Source organism: Paraglaciecola hydrolytica (assembly GCF_001565895.1).
Taxonomy (GTDB): Bacteria; Pseudomonadota; Gammaproteobacteria; order Enterobacterales; family Alteromonadaceae; genus Paraglaciecola; species Paraglaciecola hydrolytica.
In genome coordinates this window covers 248,095-269,553 of the sequence record NZ_LSNE01000020.1, presented here as the reverse complement: position 1 = coordinate 269,553, position 21,459 = coordinate 248,095, and the positions used below count along the sequence as shown (strand labels likewise).

Annotated in this window: 17 protein-coding genes; 8 read left to right on the top strand and 9 right to left on the bottom strand. The window is 42.7% G+C overall.

Annotated elements, in window-relative coordinates; translation table 11 throughout:
* Nucleotides 1-449: 449 nt before the first annotated feature.
* Nucleotides 450-998, bottom strand: a complete 549-nt coding sequence (locus AX660_RS22710; protein WP_068382463.1) for a PEP-CTERM sorting domain-containing protein — start codon at nt 996-998, stop codon at nt 450-452.
* Nucleotides 999-1,998: 1,000 nt separating this feature from the next.
* On the opposite strand from AX660_RS22710, the gene AX660_RS22705 reads away from it, so the two are divergent.
* Nucleotides 1,999-4,923 carry a TonB-dependent receptor gene (locus tag AX660_RS22705; protein ID WP_068382461.1) on the top strand — a complete coding sequence of 975 codons (2,925 nt, stop codon included), beginning with the start codon at nt 1,999-2,001 and terminating at the stop codon, nt 4,921-4,923.
* Nucleotides 4,924-5,085: 162 nt separating this feature from the next.
* Here AX660_RS22705 and AX660_RS22700 read toward each other — a convergent pair whose 3' ends face one another.
* Nucleotides 5,086-5,538 (bottom strand): hypothetical protein, encoded by a 453-nt coding sequence (locus AX660_RS22700; RefSeq protein ID WP_407669423.1) that lies wholly within the window; start codon nt 5,536-5,538, stop codon nt 5,086-5,088.
* Nucleotides 5,539-5,804: 266 nt separating this feature from the next.
* Between AX660_RS22700 and ahr the strand changes: the two genes are divergently transcribed.
* Nucleotides 5,805-6,806, top strand: a complete 1,002-nt coding sequence (ahr, locus tag AX660_RS22695) for an NADPH-dependent aldehyde reductase Ahr (protein ID WP_068382456.1) — start codon at nt 5,805-5,807, stop codon at nt 6,804-6,806.
* A gap of 88 nt (nt 6,807-6,894) precedes the next feature.
* Here ahr and AX660_RS22690 read toward each other — a convergent pair whose 3' ends face one another.
* Together AX660_RS22690 and AX660_RS22685 are read right to left on the bottom strand one after the other, a co-directional pair.
* The gene (locus AX660_RS22690; RefSeq protein WP_068382454.1) at nt 6,895-7,758 is read right to left on the bottom strand and encodes a discoidin domain-containing protein; all 864 of its coding nucleotides are present in this window, start codon (nt 7,756-7,758) and stop codon (nt 6,895-6,897) included.
* A 146-nt stretch (nt 7,759-7,904) separates the two neighbouring features.
* The gene (locus tag AX660_RS22685) at nt 7,905-8,639 is read right to left on the bottom strand and encodes an SDR family oxidoreductase (RefSeq protein ID WP_068382452.1); all 735 of its coding nucleotides are present in this window, start codon (nt 8,637-8,639) and stop codon (nt 7,905-7,907) included.
* 94 nt (nt 8,640-8,733) lie between these two features.
* Between AX660_RS22685 and AX660_RS22680 the strand changes: the two genes are divergently transcribed.
* Both AX660_RS22680 and AX660_RS22675 read left to right on the top strand, forming a co-directional pair.
* Nucleotides 8,734-9,903, top strand: coding sequence for a dipeptidase (locus AX660_RS22680; RefSeq protein ID WP_068382450.1), 1,170 nt, complete (start codon nt 8,734-8,736; stop codon nt 9,901-9,903).
* Nucleotides 9,904-10,192: 289 nt separating this feature from the next.
* The gene (locus AX660_RS22675; RefSeq protein WP_131811860.1) at nt 10,193-11,086 is read left to right on the top strand and encodes a PEP-CTERM sorting domain-containing protein; all 894 of its coding nucleotides are present in this window, start codon (nt 10,193-10,195) and stop codon (nt 11,084-11,086) included.
* Here the strand turns inward: AX660_RS22675 and AX660_RS22670 are convergent.
* On the bottom strand, nt 11,083-12,282 hold the full coding sequence (locus tag AX660_RS22670) for a glycosyltransferase (RefSeq protein WP_131811859.1): 1,200 nt from the start codon (nt 12,280-12,282) through the stop codon (nt 11,083-11,085). The two genes, AX660_RS22675 and AX660_RS22670, sit on opposite strands and share 4 nt — an antisense overlap.
* A 114-nt stretch (nt 12,283-12,396) precedes the next feature.
* On the bottom strand, nt 12,397-12,633 hold the full coding sequence (locus AX660_RS22665) for a hypothetical protein (protein WP_068382446.1): 237 nt from the start codon (nt 12,631-12,633) through the stop codon (nt 12,397-12,399).
* A 473-nt stretch (nt 12,634-13,106) separates the two neighbouring features.
* Here AX660_RS22665 and AX660_RS22660 point away from each other — a divergent pair, with 473 nt between their 5' ends.
* The 4 genes from AX660_RS22660 (at nt 13,107) to AX660_RS22645 (ending at nt 18,947) form a co-directional block, all read left to right on the top strand.
* Nucleotides 13,107-14,591, top strand: a complete 1,485-nt coding sequence (locus AX660_RS22660; RefSeq protein WP_068382445.1) for an Ig-like domain-containing protein — start codon at nt 13,107-13,109, stop codon at nt 14,589-14,591.
* Between the two features lie 236 nt (nt 14,592-14,827).
* Nucleotides 14,828-15,946, top strand: a complete 1,119-nt coding sequence (locus AX660_RS22655) for a c-type cytochrome (RefSeq protein WP_068382443.1) — start codon at nt 14,828-14,830, stop codon at nt 15,944-15,946.
* A 201-nt stretch (nt 15,947-16,147) separates the two neighbouring features.
* Nucleotides 16,148-16,654, top strand: coding sequence for a (2Fe-2S)-binding protein (locus AX660_RS22650; protein ID WP_068382440.1), 507 nt, complete (start codon nt 16,148-16,150; stop codon nt 16,652-16,654).
* A gap of 1 nt (nt 16,655) precedes the next feature.
* Nucleotides 16,656-18,947 carry a xanthine dehydrogenase family protein molybdopterin-binding subunit gene (locus AX660_RS22645; RefSeq protein ID WP_068382438.1) on the top strand — a complete coding sequence of 764 codons (2,292 nt, stop codon included), beginning with the start codon at nt 16,656-16,658 and terminating at the stop codon, nt 18,945-18,947.
* A 145-nt stretch (nt 18,948-19,092) separates the two neighbouring features.
* Here the strand turns inward: AX660_RS22645 and AX660_RS22640 are convergent, their stop codons facing one another.
* From AX660_RS22640 to AX660_RS22630, 3 genes are read right to left on the bottom strand one after another with little or no spacing between them, the layout of a single operon-like run.
* On the bottom strand, nt 19,093-20,424 hold the full coding sequence (locus AX660_RS22640; RefSeq protein ID WP_082769082.1) for a glycoside hydrolase family 2 TIM barrel-domain containing protein: 1,332 nt from the start codon (nt 20,422-20,424) through the stop codon (nt 19,093-19,095).
* A 17-nt stretch (nt 20,425-20,441) separates the two neighbouring features.
* Nucleotides 20,442-21,086 (bottom strand): glutaredoxin 2, encoded by a 645-nt coding sequence (gene grxB, locus AX660_RS22635; RefSeq protein WP_082769081.1) that lies wholly within the window; start codon nt 21,084-21,086, stop codon nt 20,442-20,444.
* A 24-nt stretch (nt 21,087-21,110) separates the two neighbouring features.
* The gene (locus AX660_RS22630; RefSeq protein ID WP_068382436.1) at nt 21,111-21,446 is read right to left on the bottom strand and encodes an FKBP-type peptidyl-prolyl cis-trans isomerase; all 336 of its coding nucleotides are present in this window, start codon (nt 21,444-21,446) and stop codon (nt 21,111-21,113) included.
* Nucleotides 21,447-21,459: the final 13 nt, after the last annotated feature.

Below are 21,459 nucleotides of genomic sequence, written 5' to 3'. Positions count from 1 at the left end.
TTCCTCCCTCGGATATTATCCGCTAGCTGTCCCAGCCTAGCAGGGCGAAGGCAGTTTAGTGTGGCCGACAGCTAACTGATAATCTAAACATTAGCAGAAATAGAGATGGATTTTGGTGACAGGCAGCTTAGAGCCTAAAAGCGGTCAGTCGAGTCATTTAGTATTTAATGACAGCAGGTGCGATATTGTTGACTTAAGCAATGTCGATTTTCGGCCAAAAAATAACAGATTTGCGGCAAAAATATTATTTAAATTGACTGCGACCCCAATTATTCCTGACAGGCTCGATTTATCTATTTTAAAACCAAGAGTCAGAAAACCCTTACCACTTTGTACTTGCTGATTTACGCTGTGATTAAAGCCTTTGTTGTTTTGGGTGTCTAGATACTTTTAGGCATAAAAAAGCCTCGTTCTATCGAGGCTTAAATAATAAAAAAATATTAAATGACTTAAGAAACTTTCTTATTTCTTGAGAAGCCAATACCAGCTAATCCCAAACCTAGCAACACAAGTGCTGTTGGTTCTGGTACGCTAGTCACTGTGAACTGAGCCATACCATGACCTGAACCACCGCTTGCTTGTACGAATGGTGGTACAGATGTATCAAAGTCTCCACTTTCACAAGTACTTACTGCATAATTATAGCAGAAACCATTACTGCCACCACTAGCTAAAATGAAACCGCTAAGTATATTATCAGCAGTGAAACCTATATTTGGGGTGCTAAGGTCCAAATAGGAATGACCAGACAAAAAATCTATGCCGAAGAACGTAAAATACTCAATATCTGAAATTAATAAGTCTGATCCAGCCGAAGTGTCAGTTCCGTCGAACAAACCTAATACATTCGATTCTGTAAATGCAGTTCCATCAGCTAGGCCAAACCTAGAACAATCAACACTACAAGTACCTTCAAAATTAAATACTAAAGTTGCATTGCCGCTTCCCGAAAAAAACAAGCCAGTAGCCATGATTATTGCAAAAAATATATTTTTCATAGAATTTCTTATTAAGATAAAGTTAGAGAACTTACATATGCAAAGTTTGCACCAAAATAATAAACCTTTTAATTACAATATGTTACATTTAATTTTTTTCAAAGAAGGCCTAAGTTGTAAAATTTCCGGACATATTTTAATGAATTTTTATTCAGCTTGCTCTTGTGCGTTTTTAAGCTCATTCACATCGCATGCTTGAAATACATTCTTTGCTAAATCAATAGTAATTGTTTTATATTTCATCTTGATGTTCCTTATGTAAATAGTCTACTTGAAAATACTATTTTGGCGCATTGACGCCGTATTAGGGAGCGTCCATCTCATTACCCATTCATAATGAAAATTAAAGCAGGCACCCATTCTTAAAAAGTAGCAAAACACCTCTCAAAGTCTTTTTTAAAAGTGGGTGTCTAGCTAACTCTTTGAATTGAATCAGGCAGCTCTGAGCCTAGAACCGGACAGTCGAGTCATTCTTTAATAAATGACAGAAAATCGCTCACAACAGCCTGTCTGAGTAAGCTTAAGCTAACATCTTAGATGGCATATTTGCATGTGAGTAGCAGGATGCAAAACACAAAAAATATCATTTTATCTTTAGTTGTCTGCGATCCAGCGCTTAATAACTGTTGTTCTTAAAAGTAAATCTACAGACAAACAACCATTAATCGATACTGCCTCATCTGACTTGCACTTTCCTGCATAACATTAAGTAAGCCAAATTTTTCCTGTTATTTGCGGATTTTGGTCTCGTGGTAAAAGCCATCTTTCTCGACATAAAAAAACAATAGTGAATATTAATGTTCAAATAAGAACTATTTTAATTAAATTGGTAAGGCAGATTGACCGGTTGCGTTTTGTGGAATATTTTTGTTGCAGCGTTGTTAACGCTTTGCAAGTTCAATGTAATTTTAGTGTTGCAGTGGACGATGACTATAAAATAATAATGTGGTGTTAGGTGGTCGTTGTTGGTCCATGTTAAGCACTGCACGAGGAGGCACATATGGGACACAAACTATCTAAAATCACCCTAGCGCTGCTGTCAGCCAGTGCGCTGAATATGGCCACGCCGTTACATGCACAAGAAACAGCCGCGCCTGTTGTCGATGATACCGAAGTCATTCAGGTCAGTGGTATTCGTGCATCTCTTTCAAGTGCACTGTTAGAAAAACGCAGCGCCACCAACCTAGTTGAAGTTATTCAGGCGGATGATGTTGGAAAGCTGCCTGACCAAAATTTGGCGGAAGTACTTGAAAATATCACCGGTGTGCAAATCACTCGTTCGGCCGGCATAGGTACTGGTGTGCAAATTCGTGGTACTAGCGCCAACCGGGTTGAAATTAATGGAGTGTCCACTGTGGGCTCAGGCTCTGGTCGCAACGGTATTAGTTTTGAGGATATAAACGCGTCGATTATTGCGGCGGTTGAAGTGACCAAAGCGCCTGAAGCTAAGACCATCGAAGGCTCGGTTGGTGGAACCATTAACCTACGTACTATTCGTCCACTGACCTTATCTGAAACCTTAGGCTCGGTTCGGGTCCAACTCGAAGACAGCAGCTTAAGTACTCAAAGCGCTCAACCGCGTTTTTCTGCTGCTTTTGGTGACAATTGGGAAACCGATGCCGGTAAATTTGGCTTTGTAGTCAGTGGGAGTTATACCGAACAAGAGGCGGTGTCATTCCGTCCTCGTGCTGACCGCGATAACTTAGTGACTATTGACGGTAATGAATTTCAGGGCATTCAGTTTTTTGTGCAAGAACAAGAAAATGACGATTATGAAACTAAAAACCTAGCCACTACCTTTGAGTGGGCACCTAGCGATAGCTTGAAGTTTCATTTCGATGCCATTATCAATAAACAAGAGCGCAGCAGGGATTCATATCGACTGCAAGCTTCAGGCGTGACCGCCATACTCAACAAGAGTGTGCCTTCTGCGTTTGAAACAATTAACTATGGCACCATTGATGGTGTCAATATTGGCTCAAAACAGGCCGCGCTGATTGGTACTCTAGAGCCAGATTTAGCGGTGGATGATGATGATCCCAATTTGCGCTTGTCGAGTGATACTGGGGCGCGTATTACGGACAGTGAAGTGTTCACCTTTGGTGGTCAATGGCAAGGTGAAAACCTTAAAGTCACTGCTGAAATTTCATCATCAAGCGCTGATACTTTCAACCCTAATTTAAGTACCACCTTAAACTTTATTAACCCTGGCTGCCCTCTTGACGCTACGAGTAACGATAACTGTGTCCCTTTCAAATATGACTTATCGGGCGGTTCGTTAGCCTGGGGTATCAACTTTGATTCACCCTACGCCCCATCACTTGCAGACTTACTTGACCCTAATAATGTGGTTCTGCAACAAGTACAAGTAGGCCGCAATACCACCAAAAACCAAGAAGATGCAGTACGTGTTGATGTTGAATACTACGTTGATCAAATTGAGTTTATCAATTCAGTTGATTTTGGTGCTCGTTTCAATAAATCCTCAAGTCGCTTTGAAGATATTAGCGATAATATTGGTGGCTTCAGTCAAATGAAAGACAGTCCTAACGGTTCGCTTTTTGCGGATCTGCTTGTAGCAGGACCAAGCAACTATGGCGATGCCGACGGCAGAAACTTGTTTATTAGTGACTTTTTACTGCTTGATCCTGATCGTTCATTTTCAGACCCAGATGGTGTGATTAAAATATTACAAGATGCGGTTATTGCCCATGATCCAGGCAGTCCCGATATTTTAAATCTGCAACCAAACAATACGGCCTTTTATAATATTGAAGAACAAACCATGTCTTTCTATGCCCAAGCAAATTTTGAGTTTGGCGACATGGTGCGTGGTAATGTCGGTTTCCGTTATATAGACACCGAAATTGATTCAATTGGTTATGGTCCTGATGACAACTTACAAACCACCAGTGGCAGTTATGACTTTTTACTACCTCGTTTAAACGTGGTGGTGACACCCCATGATGATGTTGTTGTACGTATGGCTTATGGCTCGGACATTAGACGTCCTAACTTTAATCAGTTGGCGACCGGCTATCGATTAGACACTCAAGAAAACTCAGTAGTGGCTTTAGGTAACCCTGGTCTTGAGCCAGAAGAAGTCACCTCTTTTGATATTGGTGTGGAGTGGTATTTTGCAGAAGCGGCTGTCGCCAGTATTGGTTACTTCAAAAAAGAACGTACCAACATCTTTGGGATAGATTTTGAGGGAGCATTATTGGTTTCTTCTAGTATCACTCCAGGGGGCTTTGCCCGTGAAACTGATCCATCATGCCCAGGTGGTGGTATCTTTAATCCAAAAGTCGTACCCGGTATATTAGGTGATCCAACTCAACTGGGTTTATGTGTGGATAAAACCACTCCGGGTAATGATCCTGAAACAACCACACAAACCGGTATTGAAATGGCTTTCCAATATGATCTATCAAGCTTTGAAAGTGACTTAGGTTGGGCATCAGGTTTTGGTGTGATTGCCAACTACACTATCCAAGATTTCTCTGGTGGTTCAGTTGAAGATTGTACTTCAGGTCGTGGATTACAGGTGCTTGGCGATGTGTGTATCGACAGGGGCTTATTGGATTTCTCAGAAAACGCTTACAACTTTACTTTGTATTATGAGAAGTTTGGTCTGTCAGCTCGCATGCGTTATACATGGCGTGAAGCCTTCCGTACTCAAGATTTTGCTGGTGGAGCTAACGCCAGTGGTAGTAGTACCCTGAGCTTCCCAGTTGTGACTGGAGACAGAGGCCAGCTTAATGCCAGTATTAGCTATGATGTCACTGACAAATTCAATATAGGATTGGAAGGGGTAAACCTGACCGAAGAGCGTATTGATCAATACTGTGTGGCAGAAAATGCACTACTGTGTTTTGTCGGATTACCAGACAGAAGAGTTACCTTGGGCGCTAGCTACAAGTTCTAGAACCGCTTCGTTACTTATTAAACACAAAACGCCATTTAACTATGGTGAGTAATCCCCAGCATCAATGCTGGGGATTATTATTTCGCTAAGTCAAAAAGAGATAATACAGCGCTGCACAACATGAGGATCACTGCCTTGTTACCCATAATACTTTTGTTTGTTTTAGTTCGGGTAAAGCTGAACTATGCCCGTTTTACCTTGCCAGTCACCCACTATCCAGATTTGTTCAAAAGGATGATTTTGGGGCACATCAATACAGCCTTGTAACGCTGCAATTTGTGTTTTGTCCCATGCGGGATGAGCGTTGCGAATAATCAGCCAGACACGTTTGGTTTTATATTGTTTGAGCGACTTGTTTAATAAAATTCTGTTTAAAGCCCTTAACAAACGTTGATCGGGTTCGCTACTTAGCACTAACTCTCTTAGCTCTGCACGGGTTTGTTCACTTAAGTCTCGGCCTAAAATAGCCATTGCCTCTTGCTCACTGCCGTACAAGTGAGCTATTTCAAGATCGAGACGTTGACCTTCAAAGCGACAAGACACATCTGGTTTACTGGGCTGGTTGTGCCACAGGTGGCGAATAGGTTTGTTTGTGTCATGTTCATACCAACGCATAAAGAGTTTTGCCGCTTGGTGTTCAAGGGCAATTTTTTCTTGTTCGCTGTTAGCAAAGTCTTGCAAATATCGGTACCTGTTGCATTTTGGAAGTGCTTCAATCATTTACCTTAGCATATTCAAATTTATCCCGATTAAGCAAGTACTTATAATTCAGGCTAATCTTGGTGTCTCACAAAAAAGAATGATTTTAACCAAGAGAGTTAAGAGGTTTTTACCTATACTGAGTCACTTTTGATGTGGATAACAAATAACGGAGCACGACAATGATAAAAGCTTATGCGGCCATGGCACCCGGAGCAAAATTCGAAGCCTTTGAATATGATCCGGGCCCACTTGGTAAAGATGAAGTAGAACTGGATGTAGAATCCTGTGGTATTTGCCACAGTGATCTAAGCATGTTGGATAACGACTGGGGCTTTACCCAATATCCTTTTGTTCCCGGTCATGAAGTGATTGGCATTGTTAACTCAGTTGGTTCGGACGTAACACAAATTAAAGTGGGGCAACGTGTTGGTCTGGGTTGGCACTCTGGCTATTGCAATACTTGTCATACTTGTCAGTCGGGCGATCATAATTTATGTGCCAGCGCACAGCCTACTATCGGTGGCCGTCACGGTGGTTTTGCCGACAAGGTGCGTGCCCAAGCCAATTCAGTTGTAGAGCTACCTAAAGGGGTTAAGCCTGATTCTGCTGGCCCATTATTTTGTGGCGGCATCACGGTATTTAACCCACTCGTACAGTTTGATGTTAAACCTACGTCCAAAGTTGCTGTGATCGGTATTGGTGGATTAGGTCATATTGCACTGCAATTTTTAAATGCGTGGGGCTGCGAAGTAACCGCCTTTACTTCAAGCGAAAGTAAAAAAGCTGAAGCCCTTAAAATGGGGGCTCATCATACCCTTAACAGCAATAATGCTAGTGAGTTAGAAGCTGCCGCAGGACGTTTTGATTTTATTATCTCTACGGTAAACGTAAAACTGGACTGGAATGCCTATGTAGGCACTTTAGCGCCTAAAGGCCGTTTACATTTTGTGGGTGCAACTTTGGAGCCACTGAATATTGGTGTGTTTCCTTTGATTATGGGGCAGCGTTCGGTGTCTGGTTCGCCCGTGGGCAGCCCAGCTACGATCAAAAAGATGCTGGATTTTACGGCACTACATAATATTGAACCGGTCACAGAGTATTTTAGTTTTGCTCAGGTTAATGAGGCGATTGATAAATTGCGTCAAGGTAAGGCACATTATCGAATTGTGCTAAAAGACTGAGTTTAATGGCTCATTAAACGCAAACAAAAAAGCCTGAAAATGTGAGTTTTCAGGCTTTTTGTTTTATCTAAAGTGGTGTTGTGTAAACTTAGTTTTGATAAATTTCCCATTCGTCGATTTCAACAAAGTTGGCATCACCGTAGTTACTCATCACTTTTAGACGTAAAAAGCGGGTTTTTAAAGTGGTGGTAAATTTACCATCAACTAAAGCCTGATAGGGCAGGGTATAAGTATCATATTGCACAAATTCATTACCGTCGTCCGAGGTCATTAAAATGATGGACTTGGCACTGCGACCTAAGGCCAGTGACTTAGTGTTTATATGTAAACGAATACCAGCGATACTGACTTTTTTACCAAAATCAACTTGGATCCAAGGCTCAGCAAGTGAGCCATCACTCTCGCGCATTTTGGCCATCCAAATGCCACGTGAAATTTTGTCGCCAGTTTCTGCGTTAACTTTGTCGGCATATACGTAGCCATCAAATGCGGCGACATGAGTATCTTGGGTATAAAATGCGCTAGAAGAATAACTGGCAGCGGTTAGACCATTGGTTCCAATAAGTGCCACGTTACCGTAGTTGCCGGTTTCTTGAAGTTCGCCTACCGGTACTTCAGCTGAACCATCGTTACTAGATAATCGAGTAAGTGACAAAGCGCTTAATAAACAGGTGGCATCATCATAATGAAAATCAATTATGCCGCCCACATTGTTGGCGATGATAAGGGCGTCATACCATTTTTGACTGACAATGGATTCCAAATAAAACTCAAAGTCATAAGCACTTTGACTACAGGTAATAGGCTCAACATTTTCCGCCTCTTTCACTTTGACCTGCACCGTGCCATCAGCCGCGAGTGTGACAATGGTAGGGCTGGATTGATAAGTCACTTCTGCGGCTTGGCTGCTTAATGAACTTAACAAAGCAATGGCAATTAAATGTTTTTTCATGGAGGTTGAATGGCTTAAGTAATCTAGATTAAGCTAACTGAGCAATAAAAATGCCAAAGTATGCAAAGCAGTTAATACGACATTGTTTGCTCAAAAAACCTAAACGACATGGCAATTTGCGGCTGTTATTTTACTTAAGTGGCAAACTATTTCCCGCCGCTTACATCGATAGTAGAGCCAGTAACATAAGATGCAACATCGGATAATAACCAAGCGATAGCTTGGGCTACTTCTTCAGGCGTGCCGCCGCGTTGCAGCGGAATGTGTGGGCTGAGTCTGGTTATACGCTTTGGCTCACCACCGTCGGCATGGATATCGGTGTGAATAAAGCCGGGGCGCACACCATTAACCCGAATACCTTGAGCAGCAACTTCTAAGGATAGTCCTTTGGTTAGGGTATCGATTGCACCCTTGGACGCTGCGTAATCTATATATTCACTGGGCGAGCCAGAACGTGCGGCCCCAGAAGATACGTTAACTATCGCGGCGCCTTTTTGCATACGTTTTAAGGCCTCACGACAACACAAAAAATAGCTGGTGACATTGGTAGTCAGAATTTTATTGATACGTTGGGCGTCCATATCAATTAATTTTGACTGAGGTAACAGAATGCCAACATTGTTGACTAAGTGCGTGATAGTGCCCAACTGGGCATCAACAAAGTTAAATAATTCGACTACTTGTGATTCACAAGATACATCGGCCTGATAGGCAATGACTTTACCACCTTGAGCTAAGATACTCTCGACCACCCCATTGGCTGCGATTTTGTTGCTGTGGTAATTAATACATACTGCATATCCCTGACTGGCCAGCAGTTTGGCGGTGGCCTTACCGATACCGCGACTTGCACCTGTGACCACAGCTATCTTGTTTTGCATCTCAAGCTCCATCTCAATTTATAAAATGAGTGTGTTTTCATTACTTTAGCATTTAATATCAACTACCGACGATTAAAAAATGATGTGAGATCTTATGTTTGTCAGTAAAAAAGTCATCTTTTTCAGTTTGTTAACCATTTTAGCGATAACGTTTTTTAATGTTGCGCCTGGCTACTTAGAGCAGCAATTTAACCGTATAAAGCCCCATGAAAAATCCGATATCAGCGAGCAAGCCAGCGCATTACATCAGAGCTTATTTATTGGCGATTGGCACAGCGATAGTTTGATGTGGGATCGTGATTTAAATGCGCTAAGTGATTTTGGTCATGTGGATGTTCCGCGTTTACAACTAGGTAACGTCGCCTTGCAAATGTTCACCACCGTGACTAAGTCGCCCAGTGGACTTAATTATGAGCGTAACGAAACCCAAGCAAGTGACAACATCACTAAAATTGCCTTAGTGCAACTTTGGCCTATGGCTACTTGGTCGAGCCTGACTCAACGTGCCATACACCAAGCAGATAAGTTGCATGAATTTATTGCTGAAAATCCCACCAATATGCATTTTATTGACTCAAAAACCAGCTTACAAAAGTTTATTGACGCTCGTATTAGCCAACCAAGCTTAGTGGGGGCGTTGCTTGGCACAGAGGGCTCACATGCGTTAGATGGTGAGCTGAGCAATATTCAAAACCTCTATGCTCATGGTTTCAGAATGATGAGTCTGCAGCATTTTTTTGATAACAAACTGGGAGGCTCTTTACATGGCACCAGTGGTGCGGGCTTAACTGAATTTGGTCGAGAAGCGGTGCAGGCTATGCAAGCTTTAGACATCATCGTGGATATTTCTCATTCCTCCGAACAAGTCGTACGTGACGTGCTGGCACTCAGTACAAAGCCTTTGGTAATAAGCCATACGGGATTATATGGTCATTGTCAGTCTCCCCGTAATATCAGTGACGAGCTAATGCAACAAGTCGCCAAAGCTGGAGGTTTAATTGCCCTAGGTTATTGGGATGGCGCGGTATGCGACATTTCACCAGCTAATGTGGCGGCGGCAATTAAATACGGTGTTGAATTAGTAGGGGCGCCACATATTGCCTTAGGCTCTGATTTTGATGGCGCCACCGAAGTCGCATTTGATACCAGCGAGTTAGTAGAGTTAACTCAAAAGTTACTGGATGTTGGCCTCTCGGAGTCAGATGTTCGTTTGGTGATGGGTGAAAATATGCAAAGATTTTTGCTAGAAAATTTGCCTGATTAATTTCGTTGTAACCCTCGTCTAAACTAATAGCGTCTAATATTGCCCCGCGATATTAGACGTAGTACTAAGGGACTGCTTCAACTCCACCATATGCCCCATTCTAAAGCTGTGTTTTAACTATTAGTCTTTTCAGGTAAGAAAATATTATCTGAGAGTAAGAAATTTTGCATTTGTCAGCTTTTCCTCTCAGATATAACGTATGTGATAGCAATTTTCTAAGTTAGGCTCGTTGGTGGCCCCCCCACACCTAGCCTTATTTTTATTTATATCACAACAACAAGGTAGTCCCATGATTTCTAATAAAAAAACGCTCAGTGCCACCATTGCATGTCTGTTAGGTGTAAGTGCTTTTCAGGCCAACGCAGCTCTTGTTACTCTTGATATAACAGGTGATACCACTGCAACCGCAGGGGTTAATAATGATTCTGATAATCAAACAAACAACTTTTCTGTATCAGTAGAAAGTACTGAGTATGATGGTCCTAGCAACGCTAATGCAAAAGCAAGGGGCGACGATACGGGTTGGTTTTATTCCACTGCGAGCGGAAATTACAACTTTTTATCTCAGTCAACACTTACACAAACATACAACGTAACCAATGATAATAATGCAGATCAATTTTTTGATTTTTCATTTGAAGTGATGAATGGCAGTATAGATGCAAGCTGTGGTGACACTGGCTACGGTGGTTACGGCTATGGTGCGGCTCTTTCTGCATATGGCAGTGGCTGTGCTGGTGATGATTTTGCGGAAGCAGGTTATACGGCAGAGATATGGTTAAATGGTGGAAGTATTTGGAAGAGTGAAGCAAAAATTATTACAGACTCCAATGGTTCAAGTTTGGTTTCGTCAGGTCCTACATTTAACAATAGTTCGGTTGGCAGCAACTCTTTGTATTGGGGAGCAACGTTGTTTAATGTCAATCTGGGCTTGGTTGCCGCCAATACTAGTTTTATTCTCGAATACGTTGTAACAACCAAGGTCGCAGGTGAGATTTTGGACACCAGCTATTCATATAACAATGCATATGCGCAGTTTGGCGACCCAAACGGTTTTAGCTCAACCAACAACTCTTTTAATTCTCGTGGCACAGATGTTCCAGAACCAGCAGGCTTGGCTTTATTAGGTTTTGGTTTAGCAGGTTTGGCAATGTCTAGACGTAAACACAAAACCTCACTTTAAGCTAATATCTTAGCGCAGGATTTGACCATCTCAGCAAGTTGTTTGGATGAGTCAAATTCTGCGTATTTCTTCTGAAATAACTCAACATTTTTACCTAATTCTGCATTTGTACAAGCAAACTCTATGGCTTTAGGGTAATTGTTATTATCGTTACGTGGATTAACTGCGGCCACTAGTCTTTGTTTTGCTAATAGATATACCAACATGGATTGTTCTAATTGTGATGGTATCAATAACAGTCTTTTTCCGTGTAACAAGGCCGCTGAAACGACTCCATGGCCTGCGTGACATACGATCATATCTGCCTGCTCTAATACTTGGCGCATATTGGCTGGTGCATTTAATAGCACGACATTTTTATAACTAGCGCAGGTTTGTTTAGTTTTTTTGCTGGCACTGGGCACATACAGTACGACATTTTTTTTGCTAGTTAATAAAGCCTCAAGTAGAGCATCAAATCCTGGAACATCCTGTTTAATATAAGCAAAAATCTTGCTTGTTTTGCTCTTTGACCAAGTGAAATTTACCCCAATATCAATGTCAAAACGCGGGCCCCAATAACGCGAGTTTTGCCGTTCTGGGTAGTGATCTAATTCGGCAAACGTGCATAAAAAATCTTCTTCGACGTGGAATAATTCATAAACCTGCTTAAGTGGTGGAGTTGCAGACTTATCTAACACCTGATTGATAGACAGCAACATTTGGCGTTCATGATCAACTAAACGTTTTTGATCTGGCAAGTTTGTGCCGACAAACAGGGGTAAAGGGCTGACATGTGGCGGGCTGAAAAAACCAGTACCGATCATGATCTTTTTTAGATTCAATATCCTGCAGGCAATAAGAGCGCTTGGGCTATGGTCTGAAATAACCAAATCCGGTTTTAACAGGCCAAGCAAGTTTTGCCAGGCCGCTACCAGTGGCATTAGTTCAGCGCTGGATTTATAACCTAAATCCAGCAATATCTCAGGGTATGAATAAGTTACTTCAAGCTTGTCAGTATGTTGGCGATAAATCGGAGCTTGATATATATCGATAGGCAGTTTGTCCAATATTTCAGCAGCGGACGTGACATTTTGTGAGATAACGGATAGTTGGTAACCGGCATTTATAAGGGCTTGTGCCAAAGGTGAAAAACCAGCGACATGGCCAAGTCCACCACCTAATTCCCATACAAAAACAATATGTTTTTTTAGCAAATCAAAGTATCCATTTGGGTTGATTAAAAACAAGCAACGGATTGTTACGCAAACACCAACTACTTGCCAAGTACATAATGTTGATATGAGTAGGAATAGCGTTGTAGTTTTACGTTAACTTCCATTTTTTTTATGACGGATAGCCGGAAGTTTACCTGCAATGACCACGTAATAAGCGAAAAAGCCCAGTAAAGAAAAAATAATCATACTGATTGAGACAAACTGCCAGCCAGTGATAAACAGTGTATAAAATAGCATGCCAATCACCATTAACGTCGGACTCGCCACTAAGGCAATCATCACCCGTACATTGGCAGGTATAGGGGCGGAGTTGGTATTTTCTTTAGTCAATGTCAGAATCTTTTGTTAGTTATTGCGTGGAATACAAGGTATTTGCAAGCTAACTAAGATAATGGTTTTTCATCACGTAAAATCACCAGTCTAAGCCGCCTTTATTGTAAGCAACATCATGAACAATATACTGTCGCTTGTCACCCCTAATGCTTACAACTATTACTTTTCATCAGCCCACAGAATGGGAAATGGCTGGTTACAAATATACCATTCTCAATTACATTTTTATTCTAGTTAGTAATCCTCTGTACAAAATATAATCGCCTCACTTCGGTTTTTGTATTCCATTAACCACCAAATTCATAACGTTTCGCTAAGTTTTTAGATTGTTTTATCACTTCACCAGAGTTGATATCGACAAAACCCAGCACCTTAGAGTTGAGTGGAAGAGATCTCGTAGTATGAGCTTGAGCAATATAAAAAACGTTAGAAACCACATTGTATTTAATTTTAATTGACGAGATCTTTTTATGAAAAAATATTTATTTATGATCATTGCAGTGATGAATATCATGGGCTGCGGTAGCGGTGGGACGGATAATAGCGGAGGTTCTCCCCCGCCTACTGTTGCGGTATCTAGCATCGAAATTGCACCTACGGAATTAGTATTGAACACGGGGGACAGCGCACAGCTAAACGCCACATTAAAAGATCAAAATGGTCAGATTTTACTGGGTAGAGCTGTTACTTGGAGTAGTGCAGATGTGACAAAATTACTCGTCGCTGCCAATGGCCATGTGCAGGCTTTAGCTGCGGGTGATATCGAAATTTCGGCTTCAGCAGAGGGCAAAACGGCCAAGCTCAATATAGTGGTCTTGGCAAACGAGATCCCTCAAACAGTGGACTCAGTGGTATTAAATACCAATGCGGAATACCTACCTGAAGGAAGTCGTTTACAGTTGCAAGTCATTGCTTACGATAGTGCCGGAGGAGTCGTTGAAGGCCGTGGTACGAGCTGGTTATCGACCAATCCAGATATCGCATCTGTTTCAGCAGCGGGCTTGGTGACCATCTTAAAACCGGGTAACACTTTAATTAAAGTAAAAATTGATGGAAAAGAGGCCTTTTGTTCCATTGAAGGTTTTGGTGAGTACAGTTTTGATTTGTTATATGGTGCTGCTGATGTGGGTACGGCGCCAGTCTTATACAGTGTTGATATAAATCTGCCAAATGCTTCTCCTGAGCTAGTATTTCCAGTGGGTAAAAAAGCCGGTCACGGTACGCCATCTCCCGACGGATCTAAAATTGCCTTTGTGGTTAATTTATCTACTTCACCTTGGGATACTAAAATCTTAATAGCTGATCGTAACGGCGATAATCATAGAGAGCTAGTATCGATGCCTGCGCGCAATGGTGAACCTGCTTGGTCACCTGATGGCAGTCGTATAGCATTCAGTAGCTGGGTTTTTGGTGAAGGAGCACATATCTGGCTGATTAACGTTGATGGTAGTGGGTTGGTTAATTTAACCGCTGATCAAATTGGTAATATTGGTTTTGCATCGCCTTCTTGGTCACCTTTATTAGCGGACAATCAAAGACGTATCGCATATAGCTTAACGAGAGATGGTTATGGTTATATTGGCTCGATGAAGGATGATGGTAGCGATAAACAACAGCTTACCTTTGAAGATGATTATTTTGATGATCAACCTGATTGGTCGCCCGACGGAAGTACTTTAGTGTTTGCGCGTTCTGGTGCCGCGGTTTTTGGGGATCTTTATTTAGTTTCTAGCACTGGTGGACTTGGACGTTCACTCATGTTGGCTCCGTTGGCCTTCACACAACATTCGCCAAAATGGTCACCTGATGGCAAGCTGATTGCGTTTGTTTCAAAACATGACAGTGATGATTACGAGCAAATCTGGACGATTGGTGCAGACGGTACACGATTGGCAAAACGTAGCAATGAAGATAAATATCTTAGTGATCCAAACTGGATAAAGAAAAACAGTTAATTACCCTATTTACTCCGTGCAGTAAATACCAGCAAGCCCTACTACTATTTTTATTAGTGGGGTCGTCTGCACGTTGTTGTTCACCCTTGGTGATAACTCCCTGTTAAGGTATCAAACAATCACATTTGTAATGTGTTTAAAATGAGGATTAAATGACCAACAGTATGAACTTGCTCTAATTAGCATAATGGCCTAAGTCGGTAATAATCTAAGCCATTACAACAAAGGAATGATGTATGAATATCTTACTTAGATTGTGTGTGATAACCCTGCTAAGTTGTGTTTTTAGCAGCACAGTTTTTGCCAAAAAAGTCTATGAAAAGCAAGATCCTCCCCGTAAGTTGACTGCCGAACAGGCAAGTAGGGCGGCGGCTAATTATCAAAAATATTGTGTATTGTGTCATGGTGCGGATCGTCAGGGCCATGTGAATGATCATGCACCTTCATTACGCAGTAAAAGTTTGTTTGAATCGGGTGTGCCTCATTCTATTTTACGTCCTTTATCTTATGGCCGTCAGGGCACGGCCATGGGCGGGTATTTGGATGAGGTAGGCGGGCCAATGACCTTAGACGAAACATGGGATCTTACCTATTGGCTATTTTGGCAGTCGGGTGCAGAGCGTGTGGAGCTTAGCGAAGATCCTGTTGAAGGCGATATTGTTAAAGGTGAACAGGTTTATCAGCAAACGTGTGCTAGTTGCCATGGTAAAAATGGTGAAGGTATTACGGCTCCTGCCTTAGGTAATCAATCGGCCTTGGTCCACAACAAAGATGAGTTTATCCGTTATGCCATTGAAAAAGGCCGTGACGGCACGCCTATGCAAGCGTTTGAAGATGTATTGTCTGCGGCTGATATTGATAATGTCACCGCATTTTTACGCAGTAAGGCCAGTGGTTGGACGATGGAAAAAACTGCCTTACGTGCCTTACCCACACCCGATCAATACATTATCAACCCAGACAATGAAGATCCTGACTTTACTTTAAGTGAGGATATGTTTGTGTCTTCCGCTGATTTATATGCGGCACTGCAAGCCAAAAAACGCATGGTATTGCTCGATACCCGAGTGACCTCAGTGTGGCAACGTGCTCATATTGAAGGCTCTATCCCATTACCTTATTACACTGATCTTGATGAGGTCGTCAAAGACTTACCTAAAGATGCACAAATAGTTGGTTATTGTTCCTGCCCACGGGCTGCTGCAGAACATGTTATACATCAACTACGCGAGCGCGGATTTAGCCGTACAGCTGTATTGTACGAGGGAATTTTTGGCTGGATGAATATGGGCTATCCGGTGACACGCGCAGAAGGAGTAAGGGATGCAGGCCCTCAGAAAACAATCGAGCATTAGTCGCTAACTTATTTCAGTCTTAGCTAAGGGGGAATCTCATCGATTTTCTTTTTGTCTGGCTAAACTCAACTACACTGCATAACAGATTTATTGAGTCTCATGTGGGAATTTGGTGGTATGTAAACCTTAAGTTTCCTACAGATTCAAGATTAAAAATAACGCAGCAGATTAATAGTTGACAACTTATGTAAGGAAGTGAAGATGATTAAGTTTACATTAAATGGCAAGGCGATGAACTCAGATGCGGATGAAGATACGTCGCTATTATGGGTGATTCGTGATGAGTTTGGACTTAAAGGCACTAAGTTTGGTTGTGGTATAGCCATGTGCGGTGCTTGTACTGTGCATGTTAATGGCTCGCCAGTACGCTCTTGTTCCTTGCCTTTAAGCGCTGTGGCTAATGCCGATATTCGCACTATCGAAGGCCTGGAAAACCAACACCCTTTGCAACAAGCGTGGATTGAACATCAAGTACCTCAATGTGGTTACTGCCAATCCGGGCAAATCATGCAAGCCGCTGGCTTGTTAGCAACTAATGCTAATCCCTCAGAACAAGAGATCATTAACCATATGAGCGGTAATTTATGCCGTTGTATGAGTTATGCGCGGATCAAATCAGCGATTAAAGACGTCGCCAGCCAATCTGATTCTGTGGTGCAAGTCTATAACCCCAAAGCGGATAATCTTACTGTGCAGGGAGTAAGCTAATATGGATACTTTTGATAAAAACAGCTTAGGTCCAAGTCGCCGTCAGTTTCTTATAGGCAGTGTCGGCACAGGTTTATTGATGGCTTTCTCACCTTATTTAAACGCCGAAATTATGACTGGAGCTGCTAGCCAACAATTATCTGACAAGTTATTTAGCCCAACCGTTTGGTTTGAAATCGACACCAATGGCTTGGTTATCGTCAATATTGCTAAGGCTGAAATGGGCCAACATGTTGGAACCGCTTTAGCACGAATAGTGGCTGATGAATTAGGCGCTAATTGGCAAAAAGTCGAACTACGCCATGTAGATACTGATCCTAAATGGGGTTACATGGTGACGGGAGGCTCATGGTCGGTATTTCAAAGTTATACGCCTTTGTCACAAGCAGGAGCGGCTGGTCGAAGCGTATTAATCGAGGCTGGAGCTAAATTACTAGGCCTTGAACCTGCTCAATGTCAGGTCGAAAATAGTCAGGTATTAGGCAATGGCAAGTCCATTAGCTTTGGTGAAATTGTTAAAAATGGCAAAGTGGACCGTGTTTTCTCAGCGGATGAATTGGCAAAGTTCACACCGAAAGATCCCGCCAATAGAAAGTTGATTGCTAAACCCACAAAAGCTCTAGATATACCCGCTAAAACTAACGGCACAGCTCAATATGGTATTGATGTTGAGCTGGCTAACATGGTTTATGCACGGCCTATTGTGCCACCTACTCGCTATGGCTGTAAGGTCAAAAGTGTAGATGACAGTGCCGCGCTAAAAATTAAAGGGTATCAAGGTTATCAAATATTAACTGACAAAAGTGACACTTTACAGGGCTGGATTACGGTAGTGGCCGACAGTTACTACGCTGCCGTTAAAGCGACTAATGTCATTAAAGTGGACTATCAAATTGGTGAGACCAGCAATGTCAGTGAACTCGATATACTCACCCAAGGGGAGGAATTAACCAACGACCCTGTTAACGGCGCTTTGGTCGTCGATGAGGGCAATATTGAGCAGGCCGCAAAACAAGCTAAAAAGTCATTAGAGCTGAGTTATCGAACCTCTTCGGTTTTACATTTTACCATGGAGCCCGTCAACGCTGCCGTTGAGTTTAAAGATGGCATTTGCCATGTGCATACAGGTAACCAATGGCAATCACTATTTTTGCCAGTCGTGGCAAAAGCGCTAGGTTTGAGTGACGACAAAGTTCTCATCCATCAATACTACTTGGGGGGAGGTTTTGGCCGCCGTTTAGCAGGTGACTACATGCTCCCTGCAGCTTTAACCGCACAAGCTATTGGTAAACCCGTTAAATTGGTGTTTACGCGAGAAGACGATGCCCGCTTTGATTGTGTGCGTTCGCCCTCAGTGCAGCGCATGTTGGCATACTGGGACGCTGGCAATAAACTATTGGGCATCGAACACAGAGCCGCTGCTGGTTGGCCAACCTTGGCCATGGCCCCGGGATTTATGCCTGAAAGCCTAGACAAAAAAGGCAAGTACGATCCTTTTTCTATTTCTGGTGCAGAACATTGGTATACCCTGAAAAATCATCGTATTAAAGCGCTTAATATACCCTTAGCACAAAAGACTTTTTTACCAGGTTGGCTGCGTGCCGTTGGCCCAGGTTGGACTGGCTGGGCTGTTGAATCTTTTATGGATGAAGTGGCCCATGCCCAAAAAGTAGACCCTATAGCGTTGAGGCTTTCATTGTTAGATGGTGAAGGTAAAAATGCCGGCAAAGCCCCTGAGTCGGTGGGGGGCGCAAAACGTCTCGCCAAGGTACTTGGACTGATTAAAACCAAGGTTAAATGGGGGCGCAATTTACCAAAAAACCAAGGTATGGGCATTGCTGTTTCTTCTGGGCAAGAGCGCAACATGCCAACGTGGGGAGCTTGTGTAGCCCATGTGAAAGTGGACCCAGCAACTGGTAAGGTGACTGTACTCAAACTCACCGGCCTGATGGATTGTGGCACAGTGGTGCATCCCGATGGTGCCTTGGCGCAAACTGAGGGATCAATGCTGTGGGGTTTAAGTTTGGCATTGCATGAAGGTACTGCTTTTGAAAAGGGGCAGGTAAAAGACACTAACTTAAATACCTATACACCATTGCGTATGCAGGATGTACCGGAGTTAGATATCAGTTTCGTAGAAAGTAGTGAGATGCCTACTGGTTTGGGAGAGCCGGGACTGATAGCGGTTGCACCAGCCATAGCGAATGCGATATTTAATGCTGTGGGTGCCAGAGTGCGTGACCTACCTATTCGCCCTGAGGCGGTATTGGCTGCGTTGAAACAGCGCAGTTAATAAAGAGTTTGGTTCAATAAATAACATTTACGGCTGTGATTTACAGCCGTTTTTTTTGAGCTCAACGACGAACTTCATTGTCATCGTTTTAAAATAGTCATTAGTGTTTTCACTGATGACTATTACCGACTCACCAGCCTGTGCCTTAATTTTTTGCTGTTACATCCACATAAAACGGAATATTAGCGTTAGCCACTTTATTGGCTGGGTTAGTGGCATACATAAATAAACGATAAGCGCCAGGCTCTGCGGGGGTGGTAAAGGTTAGTTTGTTGTCTTGCTGCGCTACGATCAATCCACTTAGGGCTTGTGGCCGTGATTCACGATCACCACCGGCTTTGATATCAGTACTCTCAGCTAAAATTTCCCAGCGAATACTAAGACCTTGTTCGTCATGTTGAATAAGCTCTACTTCAGCCTCATTGGTTTGCCCTAGATTCACATGCACACTGTCTGCGGCTGGTTTGCCATTAAGTCTAAAAGACGTGATAGCTGGTGCACGCTGCTCAGGCCATTGGCCAGTCCATAAATATTGCAAGCTATCCACGACTTCGGTTGGTTCACCCGCTTCAGTAAATACACCATACCAAGTTGGGGTGGTTTCTTGTTTTTGCCCCCATAAAAACGCATAAGAGCCAAGTGCTCGCTCTGGCGCTGCGGCAATGCCTGCCGCATAACGACTGCGATAAGACGCGGCTTTTTCAGTACTGGTTTGTTCGATAGGTACATCCCAATCGGTTTTGGCTATTTGCCAATGGCCAGTCGGCCCCCATTCTGTTACGACATAAGCACCTTGATAAGCGATATCTAACAAATGTTGTGGCAGGTTTTCTAAACCACCATAGATGTTAATACTTAAATAATCGATGCTGGGTACACGTTCTTTAATAAAATCAGCTTTGGTTTTATCTATACCTGCGGTGACTGTGGTAACAAGATGGTTTGGATCGAGTTCTTTGATCATACTGGCGATGTCTTCAATGGCGTACCACACATTGGTATTGGTGTAGAATAAGTCAACTTCGTTGCCAATGCCCCACACTAATAAAGCAGGGTGATCTTTGAATTTAAGTATTTGCTCTCGAACGGCTTCTTTTTGCTCTGCAACAGCAGCTTTATCATCATAATCAAAACCATGACGCTCGTGGCCTATACGTAGTCCTAACATCACTGTTAAACCATTGGCGTGGGCTCCATCTAAGACTTGTTGCGCTTTATCAGTGCCCCACGTCCGTACCGAGTTACCACCTGATGCTGCCAGTAAAGGCAAATTGCTACTTCCGCCAGCGCCTTTAATAAAATAAGGGCTATCACCCCGATAAATTTGATAACGGCCTTGCTCAAACTTGAGAGTGCTGGGGATGGCTTGCAGCACGTTTGTACTAAGTGTTTTGTCTACATTTTCCGAGGTTTGTGGCTGACAGGCTGCCAGCAAACAAAATAAAGCAAGCAGTACACCTCTGAGTTTAAGTGGCATATAAGTTCCTATATTGTTTATAACGCTTTGGCGAAATAGGTTTCCGTTTGGGTTAGCTTGGCAATGTGAACAATATAGCTTTTAAGATCTGCAGGAAATACCAAACCTTTGACCATGCTTAAGTTACGCAAAGTAGGGAAAACCAATACGTCGTCCATACTTAAGGTGTTATTGCTCGGTAATACGGGTAAGCGTGCCAGAATCTTGTTAACAGCCACGATATGTTGTTCTGATTCAGCCATGGCTTGGGCGAAGGATTTTTCAATCATTTTTTCTTTTTTGTGCTGAAAATAATCGCAAGCTGATTGTGTGGCATATTCAGGCAAATCGAGCATGATACTGCGTGGGTAGGTCAGACAACGCATTGCGTCTTTTATGCTGGCAAACAACTCGTCAAATTGAGCAACACCATTACCTTCGCTAAGCACTTTAGCGCTGTCACCTATTTTTTCAAATCGAGCAACGATATCCAAACTTTCACCAAAGGCTTCACCATCGTCGAATTGCACTATAGGCACCATCTTGGCGTTGACTAAGTCATAACAGCTTTTTTCGTCATCGTTGAGTAAATACACTTTTTCATGAGGGATATTTTTATAGTTCGCTACCATGTCGGCACGAACACAATAAGGGCAGTGATGATATTGATAAAGTTTGATCATGTTTATTCCTAGTTTTAGCCGTTTTTAACGAGTAAGCACTTCAAGTAATTCGATTTCAAAAATCAGATTGCTATTAGCAGGGATCATATTACCAATCTGGCGTTCCCCATAGGCTAATTCAGCAGGCACCCACAATTTGCGTTTACCGCCTTCACACATGCCTTGCAAACCGAGGATCCAGCCTTGGATCACGCGTTTGTTACTGAGCACAGTTTGAAATGGAGCAGCATTTTTAAACGAAGAATCAAACTCAGTGCCGTCTTCTAACCAGCCACGATAATGGGCAGTGATTAACGCGCCGCGTTCGGCGGCTTTGCCTGTGCCTATAATCAGTTCGTCGATTTTTACTTCAGCTTGCATTTTGTTTATCCAC